We start from the raw sequence: 24,400 nt of genomic DNA, 5'->3' as shown, positions 1-24,400 counted from the left end.
TGTGAACGTGCGCAGACCGCTCACCTCCGGTTGTGGTCGGGCATGTACCCGACCATAACCACTCACACTTGACCCGTAACTACCTCGTCGGAGGGGCCTGCTGACCCTGCTGACCGCGCTGACCAGGCTCGACGACGCTCGAAGCGACCGACTTGCCGTCCTCTGTGGTGGCGATCACCGTCACCGTGTCACCCTTCTCGACACCTTCGGCCACGGTGTCGGCGTCGATCACGTACGTCTTCGTGTAACCGTCGGTCGACTTCACCTCCACGGACGTGTCGCTGATCGACGTCACTTCACCCGTCTGGAACTCGCCGTGCGTGGCAGACCCGGACCCGAGGCCGAAGCCGGGTCCGCCCTGCCGCATGCCGTTGCCGTCCGGCGCTCCTCCCATGCCACCGGGGCCGCCCATGGTCCCGGTCTGCTGGTTCGTGCCGCTGACCGCGTAGATCGCGACGCCACCGGCCGCCGCGATGCCGACGGCGATGGCCACGGCGGCGACTGTCTTCTTCGCGGTCCACGCCGGGCGTGCCGCGGGCTGGGGTGCGGGTGCTGGTGCGCCCCACTCCGGGGGCTGTTGTTCGGTCATGTCAGCCACCGTGTCGGCGCTGCCTGTGCCGAACCTGTGCCTGGCGTAGGCCTGAGCTGTGCGACCCGCTCACAGCTGGTACACAGGATCCGCGTTCACGATGGGAGCCATGCGCGCGATGAAAACCGAACTCCGCAGGCCTGACGGGCAGCCGGTGCGGGTGCTCGTGGTGGACGACGAGTCCACTCTGGCCGAGCTGATGTCGATGGCGTTGCGGATGGAGAAGTGGGACGTCCGCACTGCGCTCGACGGGCAGACGGCGGTGCGGACCGCGCGCGACTTCCGGCCGGACGTCGTGGTGCTCGACGTGATGCTGCCGGACTTCAACGGTTTCGAGGTGCTGCGCAAGATGCGCGCGGACTTCCCCACGCTGCCGGTGCTGTTCCTGACGGCCAAGGACGCGGTGGAGGACCGCATCGCCGGGCTGACCGCGGGCGGCGACGACTACGTGACCAAGCCGTTCTCGCTGGAGGAGGTCGTGCTGCGGCTGCGCGCACTGCTGCGGCGCACCGGTATGACCGACGCGGACGCGGGCGCCCGCCTGGTCATCGGAGACCTGTCGTTGAACGAGGAGACGCGCGAGGTCAACCGCGGCGGCGCCGCGATCGACCTGACAGCGACGGAGTTCGAACTGCTGCGCTACCTGATGAGCAACCCGCGCCGGGTGCTGAGCAAGGCGCAGATCCTGGACCGGGTGTGGAGCTACGACTTCGGCGGCCAGGCGAACATCGTCGAGCTCTACATCTCCTATCTCCGCAAGAAGATCGACGCCGGGCGCACCCCGATGATCCACACGATGCGAGGCGCCGGGTATGTCCTCAAGCCTGCGACCTAGAACCCTGCGGGCGAAGCTCGTCTCGGGCCAGATCGTCCTGCTCACCGCGCTGTGCCTGGTGATCGGGGGGATCTCGGTGCTCGCGCTGAACGCGTTCCTGATGAGCAACCTGGACCGCGAGATCACGAACCTCCGGCCACCGCCGCCCCGTTCGCCGTACTCCTCCCCCGGTCTCAACGCGATCATCGGGCCCGGCGGCACCATCGACGGCACGATCGAACTGCCCGGCTGGCAACAGCCGCGCCCGCTCAGCGACGACCAGATCGCGGCCCTGGAGGCCGTCCCCGCCGGCCTGCACACGGTCGATCTCGGTGAGGCGGGCGAGTTCCGCGTGCTCACCGACCGCATGCGGGTCAAGGGCATGCCACTGGCACCCATCACGGACATCGTCTGGCAGATGGTCTGGATCCTCGCCGGGCTCATCGTCGCGGGAGCGGCGGCGGTGGCGCTGGCCGGCCGGGTGATCGTGCGGCGCGCGCTGGTGCCGCTGGACCGGGTCGCCGACACCGCCACCCGCGTCTCCGAGTTGCCGTTGCACGAAGGCGAGGTCGCGCTCGCCGAACGCGTGCCGGAGGAGGACACCGATCCGGCGACCGAGGTCGGCAAGGTCGGCCTCGCCCTGAACCGGATGCTCGGCCACGTCGACGAGGCCCTGAAAGCCAGGCACGACAGCGAAACGAGGGTCCGGCAGTTCGTCGCCGACGCCTCGCACGAGCTGCGCACCCCGCTCGCCGCGATCCGCGGGTACGCCGAGCTGACCAGACGGACCGGCGCCGACCTGCCGCCCGAGGTCACCCACGCGATGAACCGGGTCGAGTCCGAGGCGCTGCGGATGACCTCGCTGGTCGAGGACCTGCTGCTGCTGGCCAGGCTGGACGCGGGCCGTCCGTTGGAGAGCAAGGACGTCGACCTCTCCCGGCTGGTGCTCGACGTGGTCGGCGACGCCCGGATCTCGGGTCCCGACCACAACTGGAAACTCACACTGCCGAGCGACCCCGTGGTCGTTCCCGGTGACGTGCAACGACTGCACCAGGTGCTCGGCAACCTGCTGTCCAACGCCCGCGCGCACACCCCGCCGGGCACCACGATCACCACCGGACTGTCCGTCCACAACGGACGCGTCGATCTGACCGTCACGGACGACGGGCCGGGCATTCCACAAGGCCTGGAAGTGTTCGAACGGTTCGCGCGCGGCGACAGCTCGCGGTCGCGCGCGGCGGGCAGCACCGGACTGGGCCTGTCGATCGTGTCCGCCGTCGTCGGCGCGCACAACGGAGATGTGTCCGTGGCAAGCGAACCTGGGCACACCACTTTCACGGTGTCTTTGAATGTCACAGCCTTGCACACAGGTCGTTCACAGCGAGAGCACACGACCGACCCAGGCTAGGCCGCGACTCTCGTCGCCATGAGACGAGAACGCCTGGCGCTGGCGGTCCTGCTGATCGCGACCGGCGCGCTGTACCTGTGGCGGCTGGGGGACTCGGGCTGGGCCAACGCCTACTACTCGGCCGCCGCCCAGGCCGGTGCGACGAGCTGGAAGGCGTGGTTCTTCGGCTCGTCGGACGCCTCCAACGCGATCACCGTCGACAAGACCCCCGCCTCGGTGTGGGTGATGGGCCTGTCCGCCCGGCTGTTCGGCGTCAACGCGTGGAGCATCCTGGTGCCGCAGGCGTTGATGGGCGTCGGCAGCGTGTGGCTGCTGTACGCGACGGTGCGCCGCTGGTTCTCCCCCGCCGCCGCGCTGATCTCCGGTGCCGTGCTCGCGCTGACCCCGGTCGCGGTGCTGATGTTCCGCTTCAACAACCCCGACGCGCTGCTGGTCCTGCTGCTGATCGCGGGCGCCTACTGCGTGACCAGGGCGGTCGAGAAGGCCAGCCCGTTCTGGCTCGCACTCGCCGGCGCGGCCGTCGGGTTCGGCTTCCTCACCAAGATGCTGCAGGCGTTTCTCGTGCTGCCCGCGTTCGCGCTGGTCTACCTGATCGCCGCACCGACGACGATCGGCAGGCGGATCCTGCATCTGACCGGCGCACTCGGCGCGATGATCGTCGCGGGCGGCTGGTGGATCGTCGCCGTCGAACTCACGCCGGACCGGCCGTACATCGGCGGCTCGCAGACGAACAGCGTGCTCGAACTGGCGTTGGGCTACAACGGACTCGGCCGGATCACCGGTGACGAGGTCGGCAGCGTCGGCGGTGGCCGCGGCTGGGGCTCGTCCGGCTGGAGCCGCCTGCTGGGCGCGGAGATGGGCAGTCAGATCGCGTGGCTGCTGCCGGCCGCGGTGGTGCTGCTGATCGCTGGACTGTGGCTGACGAAGGGCCGCGCCCGCACCGCGCTCGCGTTGTGGGGTGGCTGGCTAGTGGTCACCGCCGGGGTGTTCAGCTTCATGAACGGGATCATCCACTCCTACTACACCGTGGCGCTGGCACCTGCGATCGCCGCCGTCGCCGGCATCGGGGCCACCGAACTCTGGGAACGCCGCAGCGAACCCGTTGCGGCGGCGGTGCTTTCGGGCTCGGTCGCACTGAGCGCGCTGCAGTGCTACGTGCTGATCAACTCCTTCTCCACCCCTGTCGCGGCGCTGGTGCTGATGACGGGGCTGATCGCGGCGGTCGGCCTGGTGCTGTCGATGCGCTGGGCCATCCCGGTCGCGCTCGTCGCCGCGCTGCTCGGCCCCACCACGTACTCGTTCGCCACCGTCACCACCCCGCACACCGGCGCACTGCCCGTCGCGGGCCCGTCGAACGGGCGGATGGGCGGCATGGGCGGCGGCCTGCTCGACGCGACGACACCGGACGCCGAGGTCGTGACCCTGTTGCGGGACAACGCGGGCGAGTACCGCTGGGCCGCCGCGACGATCGGATCCAACAACGCGGCGGGACTCCAGCTCGGCAGCGGACAGCCGGTGATGGCGCTCGGCGGCTTCAACGGCACGGATCCCGCGCCGACCCTGGAGCAGTTCCAGGAGCTGGTCCGAAGTGGACAGATCCACTACTACGTCGCCGCCGGCCGGATGATGCAGGGCGAGACGGGCAGCGACGCCGCCCACGACATCGCCGCGTGGGTCGCCGAGAACTTCACCGCGACCACCGTCGCCGGTGCCACCCTCTACGAACTGGACGCAGCATGACCGCCACACTCGCACCTGCGCCCGCCGCGGCGCCGGCTCCGGCCGAACGCCGGAAGGTGAACCCGAAAACGTTGCACCGCATCGCTTTCCTCGGCCTGCTGGCCGGTACCGCCGTGCTGTACCTGTGGAACCTCACGGCGTCCGGCTACGGCAACGAGTTCTACGCCGCGGCCACCCAGGCGGCTTCGCAGAGCTGGAAGGCGTTGCTGTTCGGGTCGCTCGACCCCGGCAACACGATCACCGTCGACAAACCGCCCGCGTTCCTGTGGGTGAGCGGGTTGTTCGCCAAGGCGTTCGGCTTCTCCAGCTGGACCGTCCTCGCCCCGCAGGCGCTGGAAGGTGTGGCGGCGGTGGCGCTGCTGTACGCGACGGTCAGGCGCACGTCAGGCCCCGGAGCGGCGCTGTTCGCCGGTGCGGCTCTCGCGCTGACACCGGTGGCCACGCTGATGTTCCGGTTCAACCTGCCGGACGCGTTGCTGGTGCTGCTCATGGTCGCGGCCGCGTACTGCACGGTGCGGGCGCTGGAAAAGGCGAGCCCGGTGTGGCTGGCGCTCGCGGGCACAGCGATCGGTCTCGCGTTCCTCACCAAGATGCTGCAGGCGTTCCTCGTGCTGCCCGCACTGGCGCTGGCCTACCTGATCGCCGCGCCCACCTCGTTGCCGCGCAGGCTGCTGCACCTGCTCGGCACCGGTCTCGCCGTGGTCGTCTCGGCCGGGTGGTTCATCGCATTGGTCGAGCTGTGGCCTGCGGACAGCCGCCCGTACATCGGCGGGTCGACCAACAACTCGTTGTGGGAACTGGCGATCGGCTACAACGGCCTCGGCCGCATCTTCGGCGACTCGGGCGGCGGACCGGGTGGCAGCTCCATGGGCGGCAACGGGAACATCGGTTTCGGTGGCGAGACGGGCATCGGCCGGTTGTTCGGCGCCAGCATGGGCCCGGAGATCTCCTGGCTGCTGCCCGCGGCGTTGATCGGCCTCGTCGCCGGGCTGTGGTTCAGCCGTCGTGCGCCGCGGACCGACCGCACCCGTGCGGCGCTGGTGATCTGGGGTGGCTGGACGCTCGTCAGCGGTCTGGTGTTCAGCTTCATGAGCGGCATCACGCACCCCTACTACACCGTCGCGCTGGCACCGGGAATCGCCGCGCTGGTCGGTGTTTCCGGACGTGAGCTGTGGCGCGGCCGGGCACATTTCCCGGCACGGACGGCGTTGACGGCGATGGTCGCGGCGACCGGCGTCTGGGGCTACATCCTGCTCGACCGCACGCCGACCTGGATGCCCTGGCTGCGCTGGGTTCTGCTGGCCGTCACCGCGCTCGTGGTGTTCGCGCTGGTGTTCGGCGTGAACGCCCGCCGCTGGACCGCCGCCGCACTGGTCGTGGCCGCGCTGCTCGGCACCTCCGGCTACGCGTTCGCCACCGCCGCCACCACGCACAGCGGCTCGATCCCCCTGTCCGGGCCGCGCACCCAGCAAGGCGGCGGCATGCGCGAGGGCACTTCGTCCACGGAGGTCGTGCAGTTGCTGAAGACCACGGACACCCAGTGGGCGGCCGCGACGGTCGGCGCGCAGAGTGCGGCGTCGTTGCAGCTGTCGTCGGGACGGCCGGTCATCGCGATCGGCGGCTGGAACGGCAGCGATCCCGCGCCCACCCTCGACGAGTTCAAGGCACTCGTCGCCGACGGCAGGGTGCGCTACTACGTCGCAGGTGGACGAGGTGGCCCCGGCGGTGGCAGCAGCGACATCGGCGAGTGGGTGACCGCGAACTTCAAGGCCGTCACCGCGGGCGGCGAGACCATCTACGACCTGAGTGCCGCTGCCTGACTCCCGCGTTTCTCAGGCGAGGCCGGTGTCGGCGGGAAGCACCTCTCCCGGCACCGGCCCTGCGCTGTTCGGGTACCTCTCGGCCGACGTCTCGTCCATCCACAGCAACGGCAGCAGGTCCGCGCCCCGCTTCCACAGCCACGGAATCCCTTTCAGCATCAGCCACGCGACGTGGTGCCACACCGTGAGCTCGCGCCCGCCCGAGCACTCCAGGCTGACCTCGCCGACCGCGTGCCCGACCGCGCGCAACTCCGCCGCGAACGCCTTGGCGAGCATCCGGTGACCGCGCTCGGACGGATGCAGCCGGTCGACCGCCCACGTCTCCAGCTCGTAGGCGCCGGGCATGGTGTGCAGGTCGACGCACCGGACGCCGTGTCGCGCGACCACGACGTCGATCACGCGGTTGTACTCGTCGATGCGGTCCTTCAGCACCCGCCGCAGCTTGCCGGGCAGCTTGAACACGCGGCCCTGGTCGTGGAACCGCACGGTGACCACGGAGACCCCGGCGGCGGTCAGCTCGCGGCAGACGTGGTCGAGGTCCTCGTGCATCCGCCGCGCGGAGAAGTCGGAGCGGAGCGTGTCGTTGACGCCGGCGATGACGACCGCGGCGGTGGGCTTCTCGCGCAACGCCTGCGGCAGCTGGGTGCGTCTGACGTCGGCCAGCCGCGCGCCGGAGACGGCGTAGTTGCGGTAACCGTTGTCCGGGTAGGCGGACGAGAGGATGGGGCCGAACCCGCGCCAGCCGCCGGGAACGAGGTCGCCGATCCCGACCGCGGTCGAGTCACCGAGTAACACCAGCACACGACTCAGGATCAGCGGGCCCGGTGATCTCGGAATGACCGTGCGGGAACGGTTCAGCGAAATGCTGGGTAAAGCGGGAGTTCGAGCACCTCAGCGCCGTAGCGGTCGGCCAGTGCGCCGATCACCGCGTCGGCGTGCGAGGCGACCGTCTTCTCGCCCAGGATCAGCGCGTCGGACCGCAACCGGACCCAGCGCCCGGCCAGCACGACGCTGCGCGGTGGCGCGCTGACAACGTTGGTCATCACCGGCATCGGCACCGGCATCGGCTTGGACAGCGCCCGCCACGTCGCGAGCCACACCCACAGCAGCTGGGCCTCCAGCAGCCGCGGCAGGAGCACCGCGTCGTCGTCCATCTCGGGCCACACCGACCCGACCTCCGCCCGCCACGCGGCGACCATGGCCTCGGACATGCCCGGTGGCAGACCCCATCCGCACCAGCAGGACGGGAACGGCACGCGCAGGGCCGCGGCGTCGAACACGATGTCGCGGACGCAGCCGCCCTCGAAGTCGACGAACCGGACACCCTTCGAGGTGACCAGGTGGTTGTCCGGGCAGGACGTCGACGGGCTGAACGCACGCCGCCGTGAGGTGCTGAACGCCCGTGCGGCGTCGGCGGCGAACTCGGTGGCCTGCGAGGACGTTCCCACGCCCAGCGTGGACTCGAGCAGCCCCGGTAAGCCCACGATCGCCGCGTGCACGTCGACCGCGATGGGGTCCTGGCAGCACTGCGCACCGGCCCGGCGCATCAACGCGTCGAAGTCGGCGTCGCGACCGGCCGTGGTGGCGTGCAGCCGGCCCATGGCGTGTGCCCACGACAGCAGTCCGCGTTCCGCGGCGCGCGCGTCCGGTGCGTGCAGCTTCTCCGACAGGCGCGGCGCACGGCCAAGGTCTTCCAGCACGACCAGACGCGCAGCCGCGTCGTGTGCGAACAGCTCTGGGGTGGCGCGCTCTTCGGACGGCAGCGCGGTGAGCAACTGGTGACTTACGGCCTCGTGCGCCCACGGGTCGCGGTCGCCGCTCGCCGCCGGATAGCGCTTCACCACCAGCGTGCGGGGCATCGAGAACGGCGAGGAGGCCACTCTCACGCGAATGACGACGGAACGCCCGGTACCCCCGAGAGCCTCGGGGTCCGCGAGGCGCACCTGTGCGCCCAAACGCTTGGTCAGTACCCGCTCGGCTGCCTCGACGGCTTCGGCGATCTCAGGTGAAGTCGTGTCGGGAGGGCCCGCGGTGATCTCCACGCTCATCCCCTCCGACCCTACTCCCCATGTCCGTGAGCCGGACCGACGCTAATCCGGCCAGGCTGCGACCACCACTACTCGTTGATAACGGCTCGCGCTGTTTCCGGATCACCCCTTGGACAGTGGACGTGTGGAAACACCATCCGTTGCCCGGCGCCTGCGGATCAACAGGACGAGCGTGGCCGCGGCGACAATACCGATCAAGTTGATGCCCAACTGGGCAACTGCGGGCCCGACTCTGTCCCACACTCCGAGAACCGCGGCCAGCGCGGCGTACCCGGCCGCCGGAACGGTGGTGACCGAGATGAACACGCCGACCAGCGCCGCCGACTTCGCCGACGTCATCGAGAGCATGCCCGCCGCGCCCGCCAGCAGTGCCACGATCAGTGAGAACGGTCCGAACTGGTAGACGAAGTCGACCTCGTGGCCGTTGATCAGCGCGGCCTTGTCGAACAGGCCGCCGAGCTCGCCGAACCAGGTCAGCGCCGATGTGATCACCATGGCCAGCGGAAACCCGACAGCCAGCGCGATCGATGCCCGTTTGACCAGGTCCCACCGCTTCGCGACGAGTCCGACGGCGATCGCGGCGAGCGGCCCGAACTCCGGGCCGACGACCATCGCGCCGACGATCGTGACCGGCGAGTTCGTCGCGACGCCCACCGCCGCCAGCAGGCAGGCGATGGTGAGGAACGCCTGGAAGGTGACGCTGGGCCGGGACTCCTCGCCGGACTTGGCGATCAGCTCCTCCCACACGATCACGTCCGAGCCCTCACCCGGCGCGTTCTCCTCGGCGCGGTCGGCGCTGTCGGACAGCGACGTGTCGATCGTTTCGATCGTCACGCCGCCGGTGTGGTCGATGTGCAGGTCGCAGAGCGCGATGACGATCTCGTCGACCGCCTCGCGCGCCACGTCCGCCGTGATCAGGTCGCCTTCCGGAGCGACCGCCGCGCCACGCAGGACCACCAGGTGGGTGGCTCCCGCGTGGTCGCGGAGGATCTTCAGCGCGGCCTCGGTCTGGTCTGCCGGGCAGACCACCCGCAACCGGAGCACTCAGGCCTTCTGTTCGGACTTGTCCGACTTCTCCTGAGGCTTGGCGTCGACGCCGGCCTCCTTGCGCTGCTGCGCGGTGATCGGCGCCGGAGCCGCGGTCAGCGGGTCGTAGCCGCCGCCGCTCTTCGGGAACGCGATGACCTCGCGGATCGAGTCGACCCCCGCGAGCAGCATGCAGAGGCGGTCCCAGCCGAGCGCGATGCCGCCGTGGGGCGGTGCGCCGAACTTGAACGCGTCGAGCAGGAAGCCGAACTTCTCCTGCGCCTCCTCGGCACCGATGCCCATCACGCCGAACGCGCGCTGCTGCACGTCCGCGCGGTGGATACGAATCGATCCACCGCCGAGCTCGTTGCCGTTGAGGATCACGTCGTAGGCGTAGGCCAGCGCGTTGCCGGGGTCGGTCTCGAAGTTGTCGATCCACTCCGGCGTCGGCGAGGTGAACGCGTGGTGCAGCGCGGTCCAGTTGCCGCCACCGACCGCGACGTCGCCGGCCTCGAGCTTGTCGACGGACTCGAACATCGGGAAGTCGACGACCCACGCGAACGCCCAGGCGTTCTCGTCGATCAGGCCGACGCGGTGCGCGATCTCGACCCGGGCCGCACCCAGCAGGGCGCGCGCGTCCCTGGCCTCGCCCGCACCGAAGAAGATGCAGTCACCGGGGTTGGCGCCGACGGCCTTCGCGAGACCCTCGCGCTCGGTGTCGGTGAGGTTCTTGGCGACCGGGCCGCCCAGCGTGCCGTCCTCCTGGACCAGCACGTACGCGAGACCCTTGTGGCCGCGCTGCTTGGCGAACTCCTGCCACGCGTCCAGCGTGCGGCGCGGCTGAGAGGCGCCACCCGGCATGACCACGGCACCGACGTACGGCGCCTGGAACACGCGGAACGTCGTGTCCTTGAAGTACTCGGTCAGCTCGGTGAGCTCCAGCTCGAAACGCAGGTCCGGCTTGTCCGAGCCGTACTTCGCCATCGCCTCGGCGTAGGAGATGCGACGGAACGGCAACGGCAGCTCGACGTCCTTCGTCTCCTTCCAGATCGCGGCGAGCAGCTTCTCGGTCAGCCCGATGACGTCGTCCTGCTCGACGAAGCTCATCTCGATGTCGAGCTGGGTGAACTCCGGCTGGCGGTCCGCGCGGAAGTCCTCGTCCCGGTAGCAGCGCGCGATCTGGTAGTAGCGCTCCAGGCCACCGACCATCAGCAGCTGCTTGAACAGCTGCGGCGACTGCGGCAGCGCGTACCAGGAGCCGGGACGCAGCCGCGCCGGCACCAGGAAGTCACGCGCGCCCTCCGGCGTGGAGCGGGTCAGCGTGGGCGTCTCGATCTCGACGAACTTCTCCCCGTGCAGCACCTCGCGCGCGATCCGGCTGACCTCGCTGCGCAGCCGGATGGCCTTGGCCGGGCCGCTGCGGCGCAGGTCGAGGTAGCGGTGCTTGAGACGGGCCTCTTCACCGACCTCGATCTCGCTCTCGACCTGGAACGGCAGCGGCGCCGCCTCGTTGAGCACCTCGAGGTCGGTCACGTAGACCTCGATGGCGCCGGTGGCGAGGTCGGGGTTCTCGCTGCCGTCGGGGCGCTTGCTCACGTCGCCGGTGACCTTGATGACGTACTCGCTGCGCAACCGGTGCGCGCGCTCGGCCATCTCACCCTCGCGGAAGACGACCTGGGCGACACCCGAGGCGTCGCGGAGGTCGATGAAGATGACACCGCCGTGATCACGCCTGCGAGCGACCCACCCGGTGAGGGTGACGGACTGCCCGGCGTGCTCGGCCCGGAGTGATCCGGCCTCGTGCGTGCGCAACACGGTGGTGGCTCCTTGTAGACGAAGTCAGCTTTGCCGTCAAGGCTAGCTGGAGGCACCGACAGATTTTCAGGCAGGGCGGATCGCGGGCCTGGCCCTGGCCCACGCGGCGGGCCAGCCGGGGTCGACCTGCTCGGCGTTCTCCCCGTCGTCGGCGATGCGCTCGATCATGTCCAGCAGCGCGGCTCGCGGACCGGGTTCGAGCACCGGCAGCACCTCGACGAGGAACGGCAGCACGGCCGTGGCCGCCGGGCACACGAAGCCGCCTTCCTCGTGGACCGTCCTGTCGAGATCCTTGACGGCCTGTGCGACGACCTCAGGATCGTTGGACAGCAACGCCCTCAGGTGGCCCGGCGTGTCCAGCGCGGGGCCGTAGGCGTGGTCGATCTCGTGCCACGCAACGGAGTTCAAGCCCTCCAACATGGACCAGAGCATAAGGAAAAGGCCGCGACCGGAGCCGCGACCTTCTCACAGAGCTGTCTCACCCAGGGCTAGCTCACGCGGTCGGCGCGAGGTACAGCAGGCGGTTCGGCGAACCGGTGCCAGGGTTCGTCACCTTCGACGGCGTCGACTGCGCGATCAGGTACGAGGCGACCTGAGCCGGCGTCGCCGCGCGGTTCGTCGAGAGGTAACGGGCCGCGGCGCCCGCGACGTGCGGGGTGGCCATCGACGTACCGGAGATGGTGCTGGTGGCCGTGTCGCTGGTGCTCCACGACGACGTGATGTCGCGGCCCGGCGCGAAGATGTCCAGCACCGCGCCGAAGTTCGAGAACGACGAGCGGGCGTCCGTGCGGTCGGTGGAACCGACCGTGATCGCCTCGGTCACGCGGGCCGGCGAGAAGCCGGACGCGTTGGCGTTGGAGTTGCCCGCTGCCACCGCGAAGGTCACGCCCTTGGCGACCGCGTTGCGCACGGCGGTGTCCAGAGTGGCGTTGGCGCCACCACCCAGCGACAGGTTGGCGACAGCCGGCTTGACGGCGTTGGCGCCCACCCAGTCGATGCCCGCCGCGACACCGGCGAGGGTGCCGGAGCCGTTGTTGTCGAGCACGCGGACGGCGACGACCTTCGCGGCCTTCGCGACGCCGTACTGCGAGCCCGCGATGGTGCCGGCGACGTGCGTGCCGTGGCCGTTGCCGTCCTGGGCAACGTTGTCGTTGTCCACGAAGTCACGGCCGTTGGCAGCGCGGCCACCGAAAGTGGAGTGGCTGATGCGCACGCCGGTGTCGATGACGTACGCGGTCACGCCCGAACCGGTCGAGGTGTAGCTGTACGACTGGTTGAGCGGCAGGTTGCGCTGGTCGATGCGGTCGAGACCCCACGACGGCGGGTTCGTCTGCGTCGCCTGCGTGTGCACGACCTGGTCCGCCTCGACGAACTCCACCGACGGGTCGGCGGCGAGGCGCTTGGCCTGCTTCTCCGTCAGCTTCACGTTGAAGCCGCCGAAGCTGGTGTAGTCGCGCTCGACCTTCGCGCCGAACCGGGAAGCGAGGGCGTGCGAGTTGCCCTTGCCCTCCTTCAACTTCACGATGAAGCTGCCGGCGATCTTCTCGGGCGAGCCGAGGGAGAGCACCTCGCCTTCCGCGGCGGAGGCGTTGGGAACCATCAGAACCGACATGGCGAGGGTCGCCGCGCCGGCACCGGCCAGGAACCGGATCTTTCGCGTCATGGTGAGCATTCCGTTCTTTGCAGGGGAACGAACGCTTTCGACGCTATGGAGAGATCCGGTTCCTGCCAAGGGTGTCCTAAAGGTTAAGACGCGCTTCCATTATCGAACAATTGACCTTTCACAGGGAAGGCGGCCAGTAAAGGATACGAGTGACGGGTGGCGTGCCAGGAGTGCCCGTGGTAACCAGCGCACGCTCCACCTGCGCGGGCGTGGCGGCACGGTTGAACTGCAGGTACCGGGCCGCGACACCGGCCGCGTGCGGTGCGGCCATGGACGATCCGCTCAGCGTCGCGGTCGCGGTGTCACTCGTGTTCCAGGCAGAGGGAATGCTGACGCCCGGCGCCCAGATGTCCACCAGCGGCCCGAAGTTCGACGACGACGACTTGGTGTCGGTCTGCGTCAGCGCACCCACGCAGATCGCCTGCGAAACCCGTTGTGGCGACGAGTTTCCCGGGTCGGTGTTGCTGCCACCGGCGGCGACCGTGTACGAGACGCCCGAGTCGATCGACTTCTTCACCGCCGTGTCCAGAGCCGCGGAAGCACTGCCGCCCAACGACATGTTCGCCACCGCGGGCTTGACGGCGTTGCGCGTCACCCAGTCCACACCCGCGATGACACCGGAGATCGTGCCGGAACCGGAACCGTTCAGCACCCGCACACCCCACACGGTCGCCTGCTTGGCCACGCCGTACTTGGTGCCCGCGGCGATGCCGGCGACGTGCGTGCCGTGCCCGTTGTCGTCCTGCGCGACCGCGTCGTTGTCGACGGTGTCCCACCCGTTGCGCGCACGGCCACCGAAGTCCGCGTGCGTCACCCGAAGACCGGTGTCGATCACGTAGATGTTCACGCCACGGCCGGTGCTCGTGTACTCGTAACGCTGGTCCAACGGCAACGCGCGCTGATCGATCCGGTCCAGCCCCCAGGGCGGGTTGAGCTGGACGCTGTTCGCGTGCACGATCCCGTCGCGCTCCACAGAGGACACGTTCGGGTCGGCCTTGAGCGCGCGAACCTGCGCAGCTGTCATCCGAGCGCTGAAACCGTTGAGAACACTGGAATACGTGTGCTCCACCGTGCCACCGAACGATGCTGTGACATTTTCTGGAGTGCCCTCTTTGAGCACGACGATGTACGAGGACGTGGCCGCGGACGCCGGAGCGACCACGACCGCTGCCGCCAGGGCGGCGATTCCCAGCAGGGCTCTCACAGGGAAGTTCCTTTCGATTGCAGGGAAAACGGCCCCGGCTCACAGGGAGCCGGGGCCGCACATCTCACAGGGGATCAGCTGATCGGCGCCCAGTGCAGGAGCCTCGTCGTCGTGTTCGGGCCGGGGTTGGTCACCTTGCCGTTGGTGGCGTTGGAGGTGATCGCGGCCGCCACCTGAGCGGGCGTCACGTTGAAGTTGCCCTGCAGGTACCGCGCCACCACACCGGCGACGTGCGGCGACGCCATCGAGGTGCCGGAGATGGTGTTCGTGGCCGTGTCACTGGTGTGCCAGGCGGACGTGATGTTCCGGCCCGGCGCGAAGACGTCGACGACCGCGCCATAGTTGGAGAACGAGGAACGGGCGTCGTTGATGTCGGTCGAGCCGACGGTCAGCGCCGCCGCCACACGCGCGGGCGAGGTGTTCGCCGCGTTGGTGTTGGCGTTGCCGGCCGCGACCGCGAACGACACGCCGCGCGTGATGGCGCCCTGCACCGCGTTGTCGAGCGAGGTGTTCGCGCCACCGCCGAGCGACATGTTCGCCACGGCCGGCTTGACGTGGTTGGCCGCCACCCAGTTCACGCCGGCGACGACACCGGCGATGGTGCCGGAGCCCGAGTTGTTCAGCACGCGCACCGCGTGGATGGTCGCCTGCTTCGCGACACCGTGCAGCGCGCCCGCGACCGTGCCCGCGACGTGCGTGCCGTGCCCGTTGCCGTCCTGCGCGACGGCGTCGTTGTCCACGAAGTCACGGCCGTTGCGGGCCCGTCCGCCGAAGTCGCGGTGCGTGATGCGGACACCGGTGTCGATGATGTAGGCGTTCACGCCGGAACCGGTGGTGTTGTAGGTGTAGCGCTGGTCGAGCGGCAGGTTGCGCTGGTCGATGCGGTCGAGGCCCCACGACGGCGGGTTGACCTGGGTCGCCTGGATGCTGACGACCTGGTCGCGCTCCACGTACTCGACTGAGGAGTCAGCGGCCAGTCTGCGGGCCTGGGCGTCGCTCATCTTGACCGAGAAGCCCTTGAACACGGCGTCGTAGACGTAGCCGATCTCGCCACCGAACCGTGAGCCCAGCGTCTGCGCGCTCGCTGTGACCGTGTTGTCCTTGAGCTTGACGATGAAGCTGCCCGCGATGTTCTCGCCGGGAGACGTGCGGATCTCACCGACGGCCGCCGTGGCCGGTGCCGCGAACGCGGCGATCATGACCGCCGAGCCGAGCAGGGTCGCTGTCTTGCGCATTGTGTAGTCCTGTTCGTCGCAGGGGATGCTCAGGAACCCAATCGGGACTATTGGCGGCGTAATAGGCCCGAGATCTGAACTTTCCGGGTTTCCCAGCGGCCCGAAACCGCCGATCGGCTGTACCGCGTTCCCTTTGCTGCCGATAGCCTTCCCAGCTTGACCCCGGGAAACGGAGGGGTGGATGCTGACGATTTACCCACCGCGCGAGGAGCTCGCCGACCTCTTGGTGACGGGTCCGTTCGCGGACGCGTTGCGGGTCGCGATCCAGGTGCGGGGGCTCAGTCTGGAACGGCTGCAGCACCGTCTCAAGGTGCGCGGCGCACCCATCAGCGTGACCGCGCTGAGCTACTGGCAGTCAGGCCGGCGCAGACCAGAGAGACCCGAGTCGCTGATGGCGCTCGCCCACCTCGAGGACGTCCTCGGAGTACCGCGGGCGGCTTTGTCCCGGCTGCTGGGCCCGCCTCGGCCGCGTGGGCGTTCGCGCAGGCGGGAGCTGTCGGCACGAGCGCCGTGGGACGGTTCCGGGCTGGTCCTGACCGCTCAGCACGACCGGGTCGACGTCGCGTCCTGCGGTGGTGTGCGCGGCGTCCGGTCCCGCCAGGTCATGCAGGCGACCTCGGCAGGAGTGGACCGCTGGATCCTGTGCCAGGAAACGGGTTCGGCGCAGCCCGCGCTGACCGCCGTGCGGTCCTGCCGGGTCGGCCGGATCGCCAGGGAACGCACGAACGGCGTGCTCGTCGCGGAGCTGTTGTTCGACGAACCGATCTCCGCCGGCGGCTCGATCGCGATCGAGTACGAATTGATCTATCCACATCCGACGGTCGAGCACACGCATTTCCGGCGGTTCGGCGAACGCGTGCACGACTACGTGCTGGAGATCAAATTCCCGGCCGAGTCCCCTCCCGCTTCGTGCGAGCAATTCGCGTCCGGCCCGGCGGGAACGGAAATGTTCGGCGGCGCCCGCCCGGCCCCGGTGGACTCGTGGGGCTACGCTCACGCCGCCGCGCTCGACTTCGGGCCGGGCCTTTACGGAATGCGCTGGACCGCGGCCGCGAACGCCTCGGGGTCGTCGACCCAGGGGAAGTGACCGGCGCCGGGCTGCACGACGAACTGCGCGCGCGGGAACAGGTCCGCGTACTCCTGCGCGCGCTTGGGCGGTAGCGCGACGTCGACTTCGCCCGCGAGCAAAAGCGTTGGCACGTCAAGGTTCTTGAGCGCCGCCCGAACCTGCTCGGGATCGAACACACCGTCCGCGTAGTACTCCTGGGCGGCCTCGCTGTTGCGCGGATGATCGTCGAGAGCCCGCGCCGCGTCGTCCCAGCGGCCGTGCCAGAACGGGCTGATCTTCGCGAACGCCTCTGGCGTCACGTTGCCCGCCCAGATCTCCTCGAACCCCTTGATGGCCTCGGCGTACCAGGGTTCGCCACCGCGTTGCAGCGCGAGCTCACGGCGGTCCGCGTCGGTGACGTCGATGCCGACCGGGCGCGGGCTGGGTGCGACGAGCACGAGTTCCTTGACGTGCTGCGGGAATCGTGCGGCGTAGAGAAGCGCGAGGGTGGCGCCGGCCGAGTGACCGAGCAGCCTGAGCTGGTCGAGACCGAGGTGCTCACGGAGCGCTTCCACGTCGTCGATCTGCCGGTCTGCCCGGTAGGTCTCCTTCGGCGCTTCCTCGGAGTCGCCGGTGCCGCGCAGGTCGAGCCGGAGCACGTGTTCGAGCGGCAGGCCGTTCAGGTAGGACGAGGCCTGCATCGGCCCGCCCGGCAGGCAGATCAACGGATCCGGGCCGGACGGGCCGTGGTAGGCGAGGCTGACGCCGTCTGAAGTCTTGAAGGTCCCCATGCCCCGCAGTGTGCCCGCAGGTGTCAGTACGAGCGAGGCAGTTTCAAGCTGTTCTGCGCGACGAAGTTCAGCACCATCTCCCGCGACACGGGCGCGATGCGGGACAACCGGGACATGCCGAGCATCGACGCCAGCCCGTACTCACGGGTCAGCCCGTTGCCGCCATGGGTCTGGATCGCCTGGTCGACCGCGGCCGCGATGGCCTCGCCCGCCGCGTACTTGGCCATGTTCGCGGCCTCGCCGGCGTCCTTGTCCCGGCCCGAGTCGTACAGCGCGGCCGCCTTCTGCGTCATCAACCGCGCCAGCTCGATCTCGACGTGGATCTTCGCCAGCGGGTGCGCGAGGCCCTGGTGCGCGCCGATCGGGCTGTCCCAGACCGTGCGCTGCTGGGCGTAGGCGACGGCCTTGCTGATCGCCAGCCGGGCCGAACCGGTCGCCATGCTCGCGCCCATGATCCGTTCGGGGTTGAGGCCGGCGAACACCTGCAGCAGCCCCTGGTCCGGCGAGCCGACGACGGCGTCGGACGGCAGCCGCACGTCGTCGAAGAACAGCGTGAACTGCTTCTCCGGCGCCACCAGGTCCATCTCGATCTCGTGCCAGGTGAAGCCCTCGGCGGTCGTCGGGACGACCACCAGCACCGGCCCGGTCTTCTGGATCGCGACCACGAGCACAGCGTCGACCTCGTCGATGCCGGAGATGTAGGTCTTGCCGCCGTTGAGGACCCAGTCGTCGCCGTCCCGCCGGACGCCGGTCTTCAGCTTGTGCGAGTTGGAGCCCGCGTCCGGTTCGGTGATCGCGAACGCCATCTTCAGCGTGCCGTCCGCGAAACCGGGCAGCCACTTGGACTTCTGCTCGTCGGTGCCGAACCGCGCGATCACCGTCGCGCAGATCGCCGGCGAGACGACCATGAGCAGCAACGGACATCCCGCCGCCGCCAGTTCCTCGCACACCGCCGCGAGGTCACCGATGCCGCCACCACCGCCGCCGTACTCCTCCGGCACGGCCACGCCGAGGTAGCCGAGCTTGCCCGCCTCCTCCCACAACTCGGTGGTCTTCTCCCCCGAGCGGGCCTTGGCGATGAAGTAGTCGTGGCCGAACTTGGCGCCGAACTCGGAAACGGCCTTGCGCAGCGCGATCCGCTCTTCGGACTCGACGAAGCTCACTGTTCGTCTCCATTCTTCCCGGCCACTACGGCCAGGACGTCTCCGGCGTTGACCTGCTGGGCCTTCTCGACGAGCAGTTCGGTGACGGTGCCCGCGCTGGTGGCGAGCACGCGGTGTTCCATCTTCATGGCTTCCAGCACCAGCAGTTCGGCACCGGCCTCGACCTGGTCGCCCTGCTGGACGCTGACCCGCACGACCGTGCCGGGCATGGGCGCGATGGTCGCGCCCGGTGCGAGCTTGGTCTCCGGCTCGGGGAACCGCGGCACGACCTTCAACGTCACCGAACCCCGCGGCGAGTCGACCTCGATCAGATCGCCGTACCGGGCGACGTGGAACGGCGTGCGCACGCCGTCCAGATCCAGGGTGACGACGTCAGGAGTGGCCTGCGCGGGGTCGTACTCGACCTCGACCGGCTCCTCGCCGAACAGGAACCTCGCCCTCGGCTGCTGCGACCGCACGTTCCGCCAGCCGAGCGGCAGGTGCCCGATCCTGCGGCCAGCGGCCTGCGCGAGAGCCGCGGCGAGCGCAAACGGTTGCGGGTCAAAGGTCCGGGTGAAGTCGTGCTCGGTCAGGAACCCGGTGTGCGTGTCGCCGTTGAGGAAAGCATCGTGTTCGAGGATGTCCACCAGCAACTGGCGGTTCGTGATCAGGCCGTGGATCCGTGCGCTTTCCAGCGCCGTCGCGAGCTTGCGGGCGGCGGCCCTGCGCGTCGGTGCGCAGGCGATCACCTTGGCCAGCATCGGGTCGTAGTGCACGGAGACGACCGAGCCGTCCTCCACACCGCTGTCGAGCCTGATGTCACCGGGAACGTGGAACCGGTGCAGCGTGCCGCTCGCCGGGCGCCAGTCGTTCGCCGGGTCCTCCGCGTAGAGCCGGACCTCGATGGCGTGCCCCCGCGGTTCCGGCACCTCGACCGGCAACGCGGCACCCTCGGCGATCCGGAGCTGCCACTCGACCAGGTCGACGCCGTGCACCAGCTCGGTCACCGGGTGCTCGACCTGAAGCCGGGTGTTGACCTCCAGGAAGTGGAAGTCCTCGCCCTTCAGCATGAACTCGACGGTGCCCGCGCCGACGTACCCGATCGACTCCGCCGCCGCCGTCGCCGCGGCGAACAAACGCTTGCGGACGTCGTCGGTCACCGCCGGGCTGGGCGACTCCTCGACGATCTTCTGGTGCCGGCGCTGGATCGAGCACTCGCGCTCCCCCAACGCCCACACCGTGCCGTGCGTGTCGGCGAGGATCTGCACCTCGACGTGCCGCGCGTGCTCCAGCAACGGCTCGCAGAACACCGTGGGGTCACCGAACGCCGACTCGGCCTCACGCCGCGCGCTGGCCAGCGCGTCCGCGAACCCGGCCTTCTCCCGAACGATCCGCATGCCACGTCCACCGCCGCCCGCCGATGCCTTGATCAGCACGGGGAACTCGGTGACGGTCTCCGGATCGAGCTCGGGCAATGTCGGCACACCCGCGGCGGCCATCCGCTTCTTCGCGGCGACCTTCGACCCCATCGACTCGATCGAGTCGGGTTCGGGCCCGACCCAGGTCAGGCCCGCGGCCTGGACCTTTCGCGCGAAATCGGCGTTCTCGCTGAGGAACCCGTAGCCGGGGTGCACGGCGTCCGCACCGGCCATGGTCGCCGCCTCCACGAGCAGATCGGCGCGCAGGTAGGTCTCGGCCGGCGACGCACCGGGCAGCCGAACCGCGAAATCGGCTTCCCGCACGTGCGGCGCATCGGCGTCCGGATCGGAGAACACCGCCACGGTCCGAATGCCGGAAGCGTTGCAGGTGCGGATGATCCGGCGGGCGATCTCGCCGCGGTTGGCGATCAGCAGCGTCTTGATCAATCGGGTCTTGATCACTGGGGTCATCACATCCGGAAGACGCCGAAGCCGTCGGCGCCCTTGATCGGTCCGCTGTGGACAGCGGAGAGGCACACGCCAAGCACGGTCCTGGTATCGCGAGGGTCGATCACGCCGTCGTCGTAGAGCTTCCCGGACAGGAACGGCGCCAGCGACTGCTCCTCGATCTGCGCCTCCACCATCCTGCGCATGGCGGCGTCGTGCTCCTCGTTGTACTCCTGCCCCTTCGCCATGGCGGCCTGCCGCCCGACGATCGACAGCACACCCGCGAGCTGCGCGGGCCCCATCACCGCGGACTTGGCGTTGGGCCAGGTGAACAGGAACCGCGGGTCGTACGCCCTGCCGCACATGCCGTAGTTGCCCGCGCCGTAGGAGGCACCCATCGTGATCGTCAGGTGCGGCACCCGGCTGTTGGACACAGCGTTGATCATCATCGAGCCGTGCTTGACGATGCCGCCCTGCTCGTACTGGGCGCCGACCATGTAGCCCGTGGTGTTCTGCAGGAAGACCAGCGGGGTGTCGCTCTGGTTCGCCAGCTGGATGAACTGCGTGGCCTTCTGCGACTCCTCGCTGAACAACACCCCACGCGCGTTGGCGAGGATGCCGACCGGATAGCCGTGCATCCTGGCCCACCCGGTGACAAGACTGTTGCCGTACAACGGCTTGAACTCGTCGAACACCGACCCGTCGACGAGCCGCGCGATGACGTCGCGGGGATCGAACGGCACCCGCTGGTCCTCGCTGACGATGTCCAGGATGCTCTCGGCGTCGAACAGCGGCTCTTCCACCGGCGCCGGCTCCGGCCCGAGCTTGCGCCAGTTCAACCGGGCGACCACCCTGCGCGCCAGCCGGATCGCATCGGTCTCGTCCTCCGCCACGAAGTCCGCGAGCCCGGACGTGGCGCCGTGCATGGACGCGCCGCCCAGCGACTCGTCGTCGGAGTCCTCCCCGGTCGCCATCTTGACCAGCGGCGGACCACCGAGGAACACCTTCGAGCGATCCTTGATCATGATCGCGTAGTCCGACATGCCCGGCACGTACGCACCACCGGCCGTCGCGTTGCCGAACACCGCGGTGATCGTCGGAATGCCCGCGGCGGACAGGCGGGTCAGGTCGCGGAACGCCCGCCCGCCAGGGATGAAGATCTCGCTCTGCGTCGGCAGATCAGCGCCACCGGACTCGACCAGGCTGACCAGCGGCAACCGGTTCTGCAACGCGATGTCGTTGGCCCGCAAGGACTTCCGCAGTGTGTACGGGTTCGACGACCCACCGCGCACCGTCGGGTCGTTCGCGACGATCACGCACTCGACTCCCTCGATCCGCCCGATGCCCGTGACCACCGACGCGCCAACGGGGAAGTCCGTGCCCCACGCGGCCAGCGGCGACAGCTCCAGGAACGGGCTGTCCTCGTCGACGAGCAGCTCGACCCGTTCGCGGGCCAGCAGCTTCCCGCGCTTGTGGTGCCGCTCGACGTACTTCGGCCCACCGCCCGCGAGGGCTTTGGCGTGCTCGGCGTCCAGCCCCGCGATCTTCGCGAGCAGCGCCTCCCTGTTGCCCATCAGACGAACCCCAATCGTCGTGCCGCGAGCTCGGTCATCACTTCACTCGCCCCGCCCCCGATGCCGAGGATGCGGGCGTCCCGGTAGTGACGCTCCACTTCGGACTCCCGCATGTATCCCATGCCGCCGTGCAACTGCACCGCCGCGTCGACCACCTCGTCGCACGCCTGAACGGCCGCGTTCTTGGCGAAGCAGACCTCGGTGACGCAGTCCTCGCCGCGGTTGATCCTGGCCGCGACCTCCCGCGTGTAGGTCCGCGCCAGGTCGATCTTCTGCGCCATCCCGGCGAGCTTGTGGCGCACCACCTGGTTCTTGATCAGCGGCTTGCCGAACGTCTCGCGGTCGCGGGTCCACTCGACGGTCAGGTCCAACGCCCGTTGCGCCGTCGCATAAGCCTCGACCGCCATCGTGACGCGCTCGACCTGGAACTGCTGCATGATCAGCGCGAAGCCCTGGTTCTCCTCGCCCACCAGGTTCTCCACCGGCACGCGCACGTCGTCGAAGTGCAGTTCGGCGGTGTCGCTGCAGTGCCAGCCCATCTTGTCGAGCTTGCGCCGGGTGAACCCGTCCTCGATCACCAGCAGCGAGATGCCCTGGTAGCCCTCGCCGCCGGTCCGCACCGCGGTCGTGACGAAGTCCGCCCGGCACCCGGAGGTGATGAACGTCTTCTCGCCGGTGACGACGTAGTGATCGCCGTCCCTGACCGCCCTGGTCCTGATCGCCGCGACGTCGGATCCGGCGCCGGGTTCGGTGACCGCGAGACTGCCGATCTTCTCGCCCCGGATGGCCGGTTTCGCGAACCGCTCGATCAGGTCGTCGTTCCTGGTCTGCCAGATGTGCGGGATCGCGATGCCGAGCGTGAACAACGCCGCCATCAGCCCCGACGACCCGCCGTTCTGGATGATCTCCTCGGTCAGCGCGACCGAGTCGAGCAGGTCGCCGTGCTCGAACCCGATGCCGAGCAGGTCCAGTTCCGCCGCCTTCTTGTGCAGCTCACGCGGAACCTCGCCCTGCTTCTCCCACTCGCCGAGGTGCGGCGCGATCTCCTTGCGCGTGAAGTCGCGGACGAGCGCCCTGAGCTCTTTCCGCTCGTACAGGTCCTTCGTAATCACAGTCTTCGTGATCACAGGAGCTCCTCCGGGATCTCGACTTCCCTGCCGCGCAACCACTCGCCCAGCGCCTTCGCCTGCGGATCGAACCTCGTGCTGCTGGCCACGCCGTCACCGAGCAGCCCGTGCAGCACGAAGTTGAGCGCCCTGAGGTTCGGCAACTCGTACCGGCTGACCTCCCCGGCTTCCGGCAGCAGTTCCTTGAGCTTCTCGGTAGTCAGAAACCCGTTGAGCCACTCGTAGGCTTCCTGCGAGCGAACCCACACGCCGAGGTTCGCGTCGCCGCCCTTGTCACCGCTGCGCGCACCGGCGATCGTTCCCAGCGCTCTCTTCACAGCCCCGCTCACAACAACACCGCCTTCGCGCTGACCTCGTCGCGGTGGACGTAGGCCGCCTTGTAGACCCCGAACGGCGTCCCGTCGCTCGGCGGCGCCGTCACGTGGAACCCGGGATAGCTCGCCAGCGCCAGCTCGATCGCCGCCCGGCTGAACCCCTTGGCCCGCTTGGGATCCGCCGTCTTGATCGTCACGTGCAACAACGCGCTGGCCCGCTCCTCGGTGTCCGCGTCCGCGTGATCGGTGCGCGCCAACGTCCAGGTCAGGCTTTCCTCACCGATGGCGTCGTGCAGCTGCCGCTTGACCAGCTCGGCCTTCGCGCCGACGTCGAGTCCGGTGAGGACGAACGTCGTGGAGTTCCGGAAGCCGCCCAACGTGTTCAGGCACACCTTCAACGTGTCCGGCGGCGGACTCCCCTTGGTGCCGCTGATCCGCACGCCACGCTCGTCCGACGTCAGCCGGATCGTGTCGAAGTGCGTGGTGACGTCCGGCCCCAGGTACTCCGGCGCCCCGATCTCGTAGAGCAGTTGTGCCGTAACGGTGTCGACCGTGACCGCACCGCCCGTGCCGGCGTGCTTGGTGATCAGGCACGACCCGTCCTCGTCGATCTCCGCGATCGGAAACCCGGGCCTGGTCGCGTCGATCTCGGTGAAGAACGAGTAGTTCCCGCCGGTCGCCTGCGTCCCGCACTCCAGCACGTGCCCGGCGACCGTCGCCCCGGCCAGCCGGTCCCAGTCGTCGCGCGCCCACCCGAAGTGCGCCGCGGCGGGCCCGACCACGAGGCTCGCATCCGTGACGCGCCCGGTGACCACGACCTGCGCGCCCTGGTTCAGGCACTCCGCGATCTCCCACGCGCCCAGGTAGGCATTGGCGGTCAACGCCTCCGGGAACCGCGCCTTGAGATCATCACCGGTGACGTACCCGACCTTGGCGTCGAGCTTGCGCGCCAGCCCCTCAGGATTGAGCCCACCGGCGTTGACCACGATCTTGACGCCCTGATCGAGCGCCAGCGCCAGACAGTCCTCCATCTGCCGCAGGAACGTCTTGGCGTACCCGAGACCCGAGTCCTTCATCCGGTCGCGGCCGAGGATGAGCATGGTCAGCTCGGCGAGGTAGTCGCCGGTCAGGACGTCGAGGTGGCCGCCCTCCAGCTGCTCGCGCATGGCGGACAACC

General features: G+C 69.2%; 19 protein-coding genes and 1 pseudogene. 5 read left to right on the top strand and 15 right to left on the bottom strand.

The annotated features are described in order from the left end of the window. Positions 1–79: 79 nt before the first annotated feature. The gene (locus SK803_RS23420; RefSeq protein ID WP_319968205.1) at positions 80–589 is read right to left on the bottom strand and encodes a hypothetical protein; all 510 of its coding nucleotides are present in this window, start codon (positions 587–589) and stop codon (positions 80–82) included. A 109-nt stretch (positions 590–698) separates the two neighbouring features. Here SK803_RS23420 and SK803_RS23415 point away from each other — a divergent pair, with 109 nt between their 5' ends. Genes SK803_RS23415 through SK803_RS23400 form a run of 4 tightly spaced genes read left to right on the top strand, consistent with a single transcriptional unit; the run spans position 699 to position 6,371 of the window. Further along, the gene (locus tag SK803_RS23415) at positions 699–1,424 is read left to right on the top strand and encodes a response regulator transcription factor (protein ID WP_319968204.1); all 726 of its coding nucleotides are present in this window, start codon (positions 699–701) and stop codon (positions 1,422–1,424) included. Next, positions 1,402–2,811, top strand: coding sequence for a sensor histidine kinase (locus SK803_RS23410; RefSeq protein WP_319968203.1), 1,410 nt, complete (start codon positions 1,402–1,404; stop codon positions 2,809–2,811). The genes SK803_RS23415 and SK803_RS23410 overlap by 23 nt, the downstream gene beginning before the upstream one ends. An 18-nt stretch (positions 2,812–2,829) precedes the next feature. Next, complete coding sequence (locus tag SK803_RS23405) at positions 2,830–4,551, top strand: ArnT family glycosyltransferase (protein WP_319968202.1); 1,722 nt, start codon at positions 2,830–2,832, stop codon at positions 4,549–4,551. After that, positions 4,548–6,371, top strand: a complete 1,824-nt coding sequence (locus tag SK803_RS23400) for an ArnT family glycosyltransferase (RefSeq protein ID WP_319968201.1) — start codon at positions 4,548–4,550, stop codon at positions 6,369–6,371. The genes SK803_RS23405 and SK803_RS23400 overlap by 4 nt, the downstream gene beginning before the upstream one ends. A gap of 12 nt (positions 6,372–6,383) precedes the next feature. On the opposite strand, the gene SK803_RS23395 is transcribed toward SK803_RS23400, so the two are convergent. From SK803_RS23395 to SK803_RS23360, 8 genes are all read right to left on the bottom strand, one after another. Beyond that, entirely contained in the window at positions 6,384–7,172 is a 789-nt protein-coding gene (locus tag SK803_RS23395) for an SGNH/GDSL hydrolase family protein (RefSeq protein WP_319968200.1), read from the bottom strand. Between the two features lie 53 nt (positions 7,173–7,225). Then, on the bottom strand, positions 7,226–8,419 hold the full coding sequence (locus SK803_RS23390) for a hypothetical protein (protein ID WP_319968199.1): 1,194 nt from the start codon (positions 8,417–8,419) through the stop codon (positions 7,226–7,228). A gap of 102 nt (positions 8,420–8,521) precedes the next feature. After that, positions 8,522–9,463, bottom strand: coding sequence for a DUF389 domain-containing protein (locus SK803_RS23385; protein WP_319968198.1), 942 nt, complete (start codon positions 9,461–9,463; stop codon positions 8,522–8,524). Next, on the bottom strand, positions 9,464–11,260 hold the full coding sequence (gene aspS, locus SK803_RS23380) for an aspartate--tRNA ligase (RefSeq protein WP_319968197.1): 1,797 nt from the start codon (positions 11,258–11,260) through the stop codon (positions 9,464–9,466). Positions 11,261–11,326: 66 nt separating this feature from the next. Beyond that, positions 11,327–11,680 (bottom strand): hypothetical protein, encoded by a 354-nt coding sequence (locus SK803_RS23375; protein WP_319968196.1) that lies wholly within the window; start codon positions 11,678–11,680, stop codon positions 11,327–11,329. 73 nt (positions 11,681–11,753) lie between these two features. After that, positions 11,754–12,932: a S8 family peptidase gene (locus SK803_RS23370; protein ID WP_406601566.1), complete on the bottom strand. Its 1,179-nt coding sequence runs from the start codon at positions 12,930–12,932 to the stop codon at positions 11,754–11,756. A 109-nt stretch (positions 12,933–13,041) separates the two neighbouring features. Continuing rightward, entirely contained in the window at positions 13,042–14,127 is a 1,086-nt protein-coding gene (locus SK803_RS23365) for a S8 family peptidase (RefSeq protein ID WP_319968194.1), read from the bottom strand. 74 nt (positions 14,128–14,201) lie between these two features. Beyond that, the gene (locus tag SK803_RS23360; RefSeq protein WP_319968193.1) at positions 14,202–15,362 is read right to left on the bottom strand and encodes a S8 family peptidase; all 1,161 of its coding nucleotides are present in this window, start codon (positions 15,360–15,362) and stop codon (positions 14,202–14,204) included. A gap of 181 nt (positions 15,363–15,543) precedes the next feature. Here SK803_RS23360 and SK803_RS23355 point away from each other — a divergent pair, with 181 nt between their 5' ends. Further along, positions 15,544–16,449, top strand: coding sequence for a helix-turn-helix domain-containing protein (locus SK803_RS23355; protein WP_319968192.1), 906 nt, complete (start codon positions 15,544–15,546; stop codon positions 16,447–16,449). On the opposite strand, the gene SK803_RS23350 is transcribed toward SK803_RS23355, so the two are convergent. The 6 genes and pseudogenes from SK803_RS23350 to SK803_RS23325 all read right to left on the bottom strand — a co-directional run bounded on the left by SK803_RS23350 (position 16,389) and on the right by SK803_RS23325 (position 24,389). After that, positions 16,389–17,201 (bottom strand): alpha/beta fold hydrolase, encoded by an 813-nt coding sequence (locus SK803_RS23350; protein WP_319968191.1) that lies wholly within the window; start codon positions 17,199–17,201, stop codon positions 16,389–16,391. The two genes, SK803_RS23355 and SK803_RS23350, sit on opposite strands and share 61 nt — an antisense overlap. Before the next feature lie 23 nt (positions 17,202–17,224). Next, positions 17,225–18,364, bottom strand: coding sequence for an acyl-CoA dehydrogenase family protein (locus SK803_RS23345; RefSeq protein ID WP_319968190.1), 1,140 nt, complete (start codon positions 18,362–18,364; stop codon positions 17,225–17,227). Continuing rightward, entirely contained in the window at positions 18,361–20,208 is a 1,848-nt protein-coding gene (locus SK803_RS23340; protein ID WP_319968312.1) for an ATP-binding protein, read from the bottom strand. Before SK803_RS23340 ends, SK803_RS23345 begins: the two co-directional genes overlap by 4 nt. 23 nt (positions 20,209–20,231) lie before the next feature. Next, positions 20,232–21,782: an acyl-CoA carboxylase subunit beta gene (locus tag SK803_RS23335; protein WP_319968189.1), complete on the bottom strand. Its 1,551-nt coding sequence runs from the start codon at positions 21,780–21,782 to the stop codon at positions 20,232–20,234. Further along, positions 21,782–22,909: an acyl-CoA dehydrogenase family protein gene (locus SK803_RS23330; protein WP_319968188.1), complete on the bottom strand. Its 1,128-nt coding sequence runs from the start codon at positions 22,907–22,909 to the stop codon at positions 21,782–21,784. Before SK803_RS23330 ends, SK803_RS23335 begins: the two co-directional genes overlap by 1 nt. After that, positions 22,906–24,389 (bottom strand): annotated as a pseudogene (locus SK803_RS23325) (acyclic terpene utilization AtuA family protein). The gene SK803_RS23330 and the pseudogene SK803_RS23325 overlap by 4 nt, the downstream one beginning before the upstream one ends. Positions 24,390–24,400: the final 11 nt, after the last annotated feature.

It is taken from the genome of Lentzea miocenica, assembly GCF_033949945.1.
Classification (GTDB): domain Bacteria; phylum Actinomycetota; class Actinomycetes; order Mycobacteriales; family Pseudonocardiaceae; genus Lentzea; species Lentzea miocenica.
This window is presented reverse-complemented; position numbering and strand designations above follow the sequence as displayed.

What these genes read in the sequence shown, in the direction of transcription:
- SK803_RS23410 (WP_319968203.1), top strand. Translation starts at nt 1,402, where the DNA reads ATGTCCTCAAGCCTGCGACCTAGAACCCTGCGGGCGAAGCTCGTCTCG.
- SK803_RS23370 (WP_406601566.1), bottom strand. Translation starts at nt 12,932, where the DNA reads ATGCTCACCATGACGCGAAAGATCCGGTTCCTGGCCGGTGCCGGCGCG.
- SK803_RS23350 (WP_319968191.1), bottom strand. Translation starts at nt 17,201, where the DNA reads ATGGGGACCTTCAAGACTTCAGACGGCGTCAGCCTCGCCTACCACGGC.
- SK803_RS23405 (WP_319968202.1), top strand. Translation starts at nt 2,830, where the DNA reads ATGAGACGAGAACGCCTGGCGCTGGCGGTCCTGCTGATCGCGACCGGC.
- SK803_RS23415 (WP_319968204.1), top strand. Translation starts at nt 699, where the DNA reads ATGCGCGCGATGAAAACCGAACTCCGCAGGCCTGACGGGCAGCCGGTG.
- SK803_RS23375 (WP_319968196.1), bottom strand. Translation starts at nt 11,680, where the DNA reads ATGTTGGAGGGCTTGAACTCCGTTGCGTGGCACGAGATCGACCACGCC.
- SK803_RS23420 (WP_319968205.1), bottom strand. Translation starts at nt 589, where the DNA reads ATGACCGAACAACAGCCCCCGGAGTGGGGCGCACCAGCACCCGCACCC.
- SK803_RS23390 (WP_319968199.1), bottom strand. Translation starts at nt 8,419, where the DNA reads ATGAGCGTGGAGATCACCGCGGGCCCTCCCGACACGACTTCACCTGAG.
- SK803_RS23360 (WP_319968193.1), bottom strand. Translation starts at nt 15,362, where the DNA reads ATGCGCAAGACAGCGACCCTGCTCGGCTCGGCGGTCATGATCGCCGCG.
- SK803_RS23400 (WP_319968201.1), top strand. Translation starts at nt 4,548, where the DNA reads ATGACCGCCACACTCGCACCTGCGCCCGCCGCGGCGCCGGCTCCGGCC.
- SK803_RS23335 (WP_319968189.1), bottom strand. Translation starts at nt 21,782, where the DNA reads ATGGGCAACAGGGAGGCGCTGCTCGCGAAGATCGCGGGGCTGGACGCC.
- SK803_RS23355 (WP_319968192.1), top strand. Translation starts at nt 15,544, where the DNA reads ATGCTGACGATTTACCCACCGCGCGAGGAGCTCGCCGACCTCTTGGTG.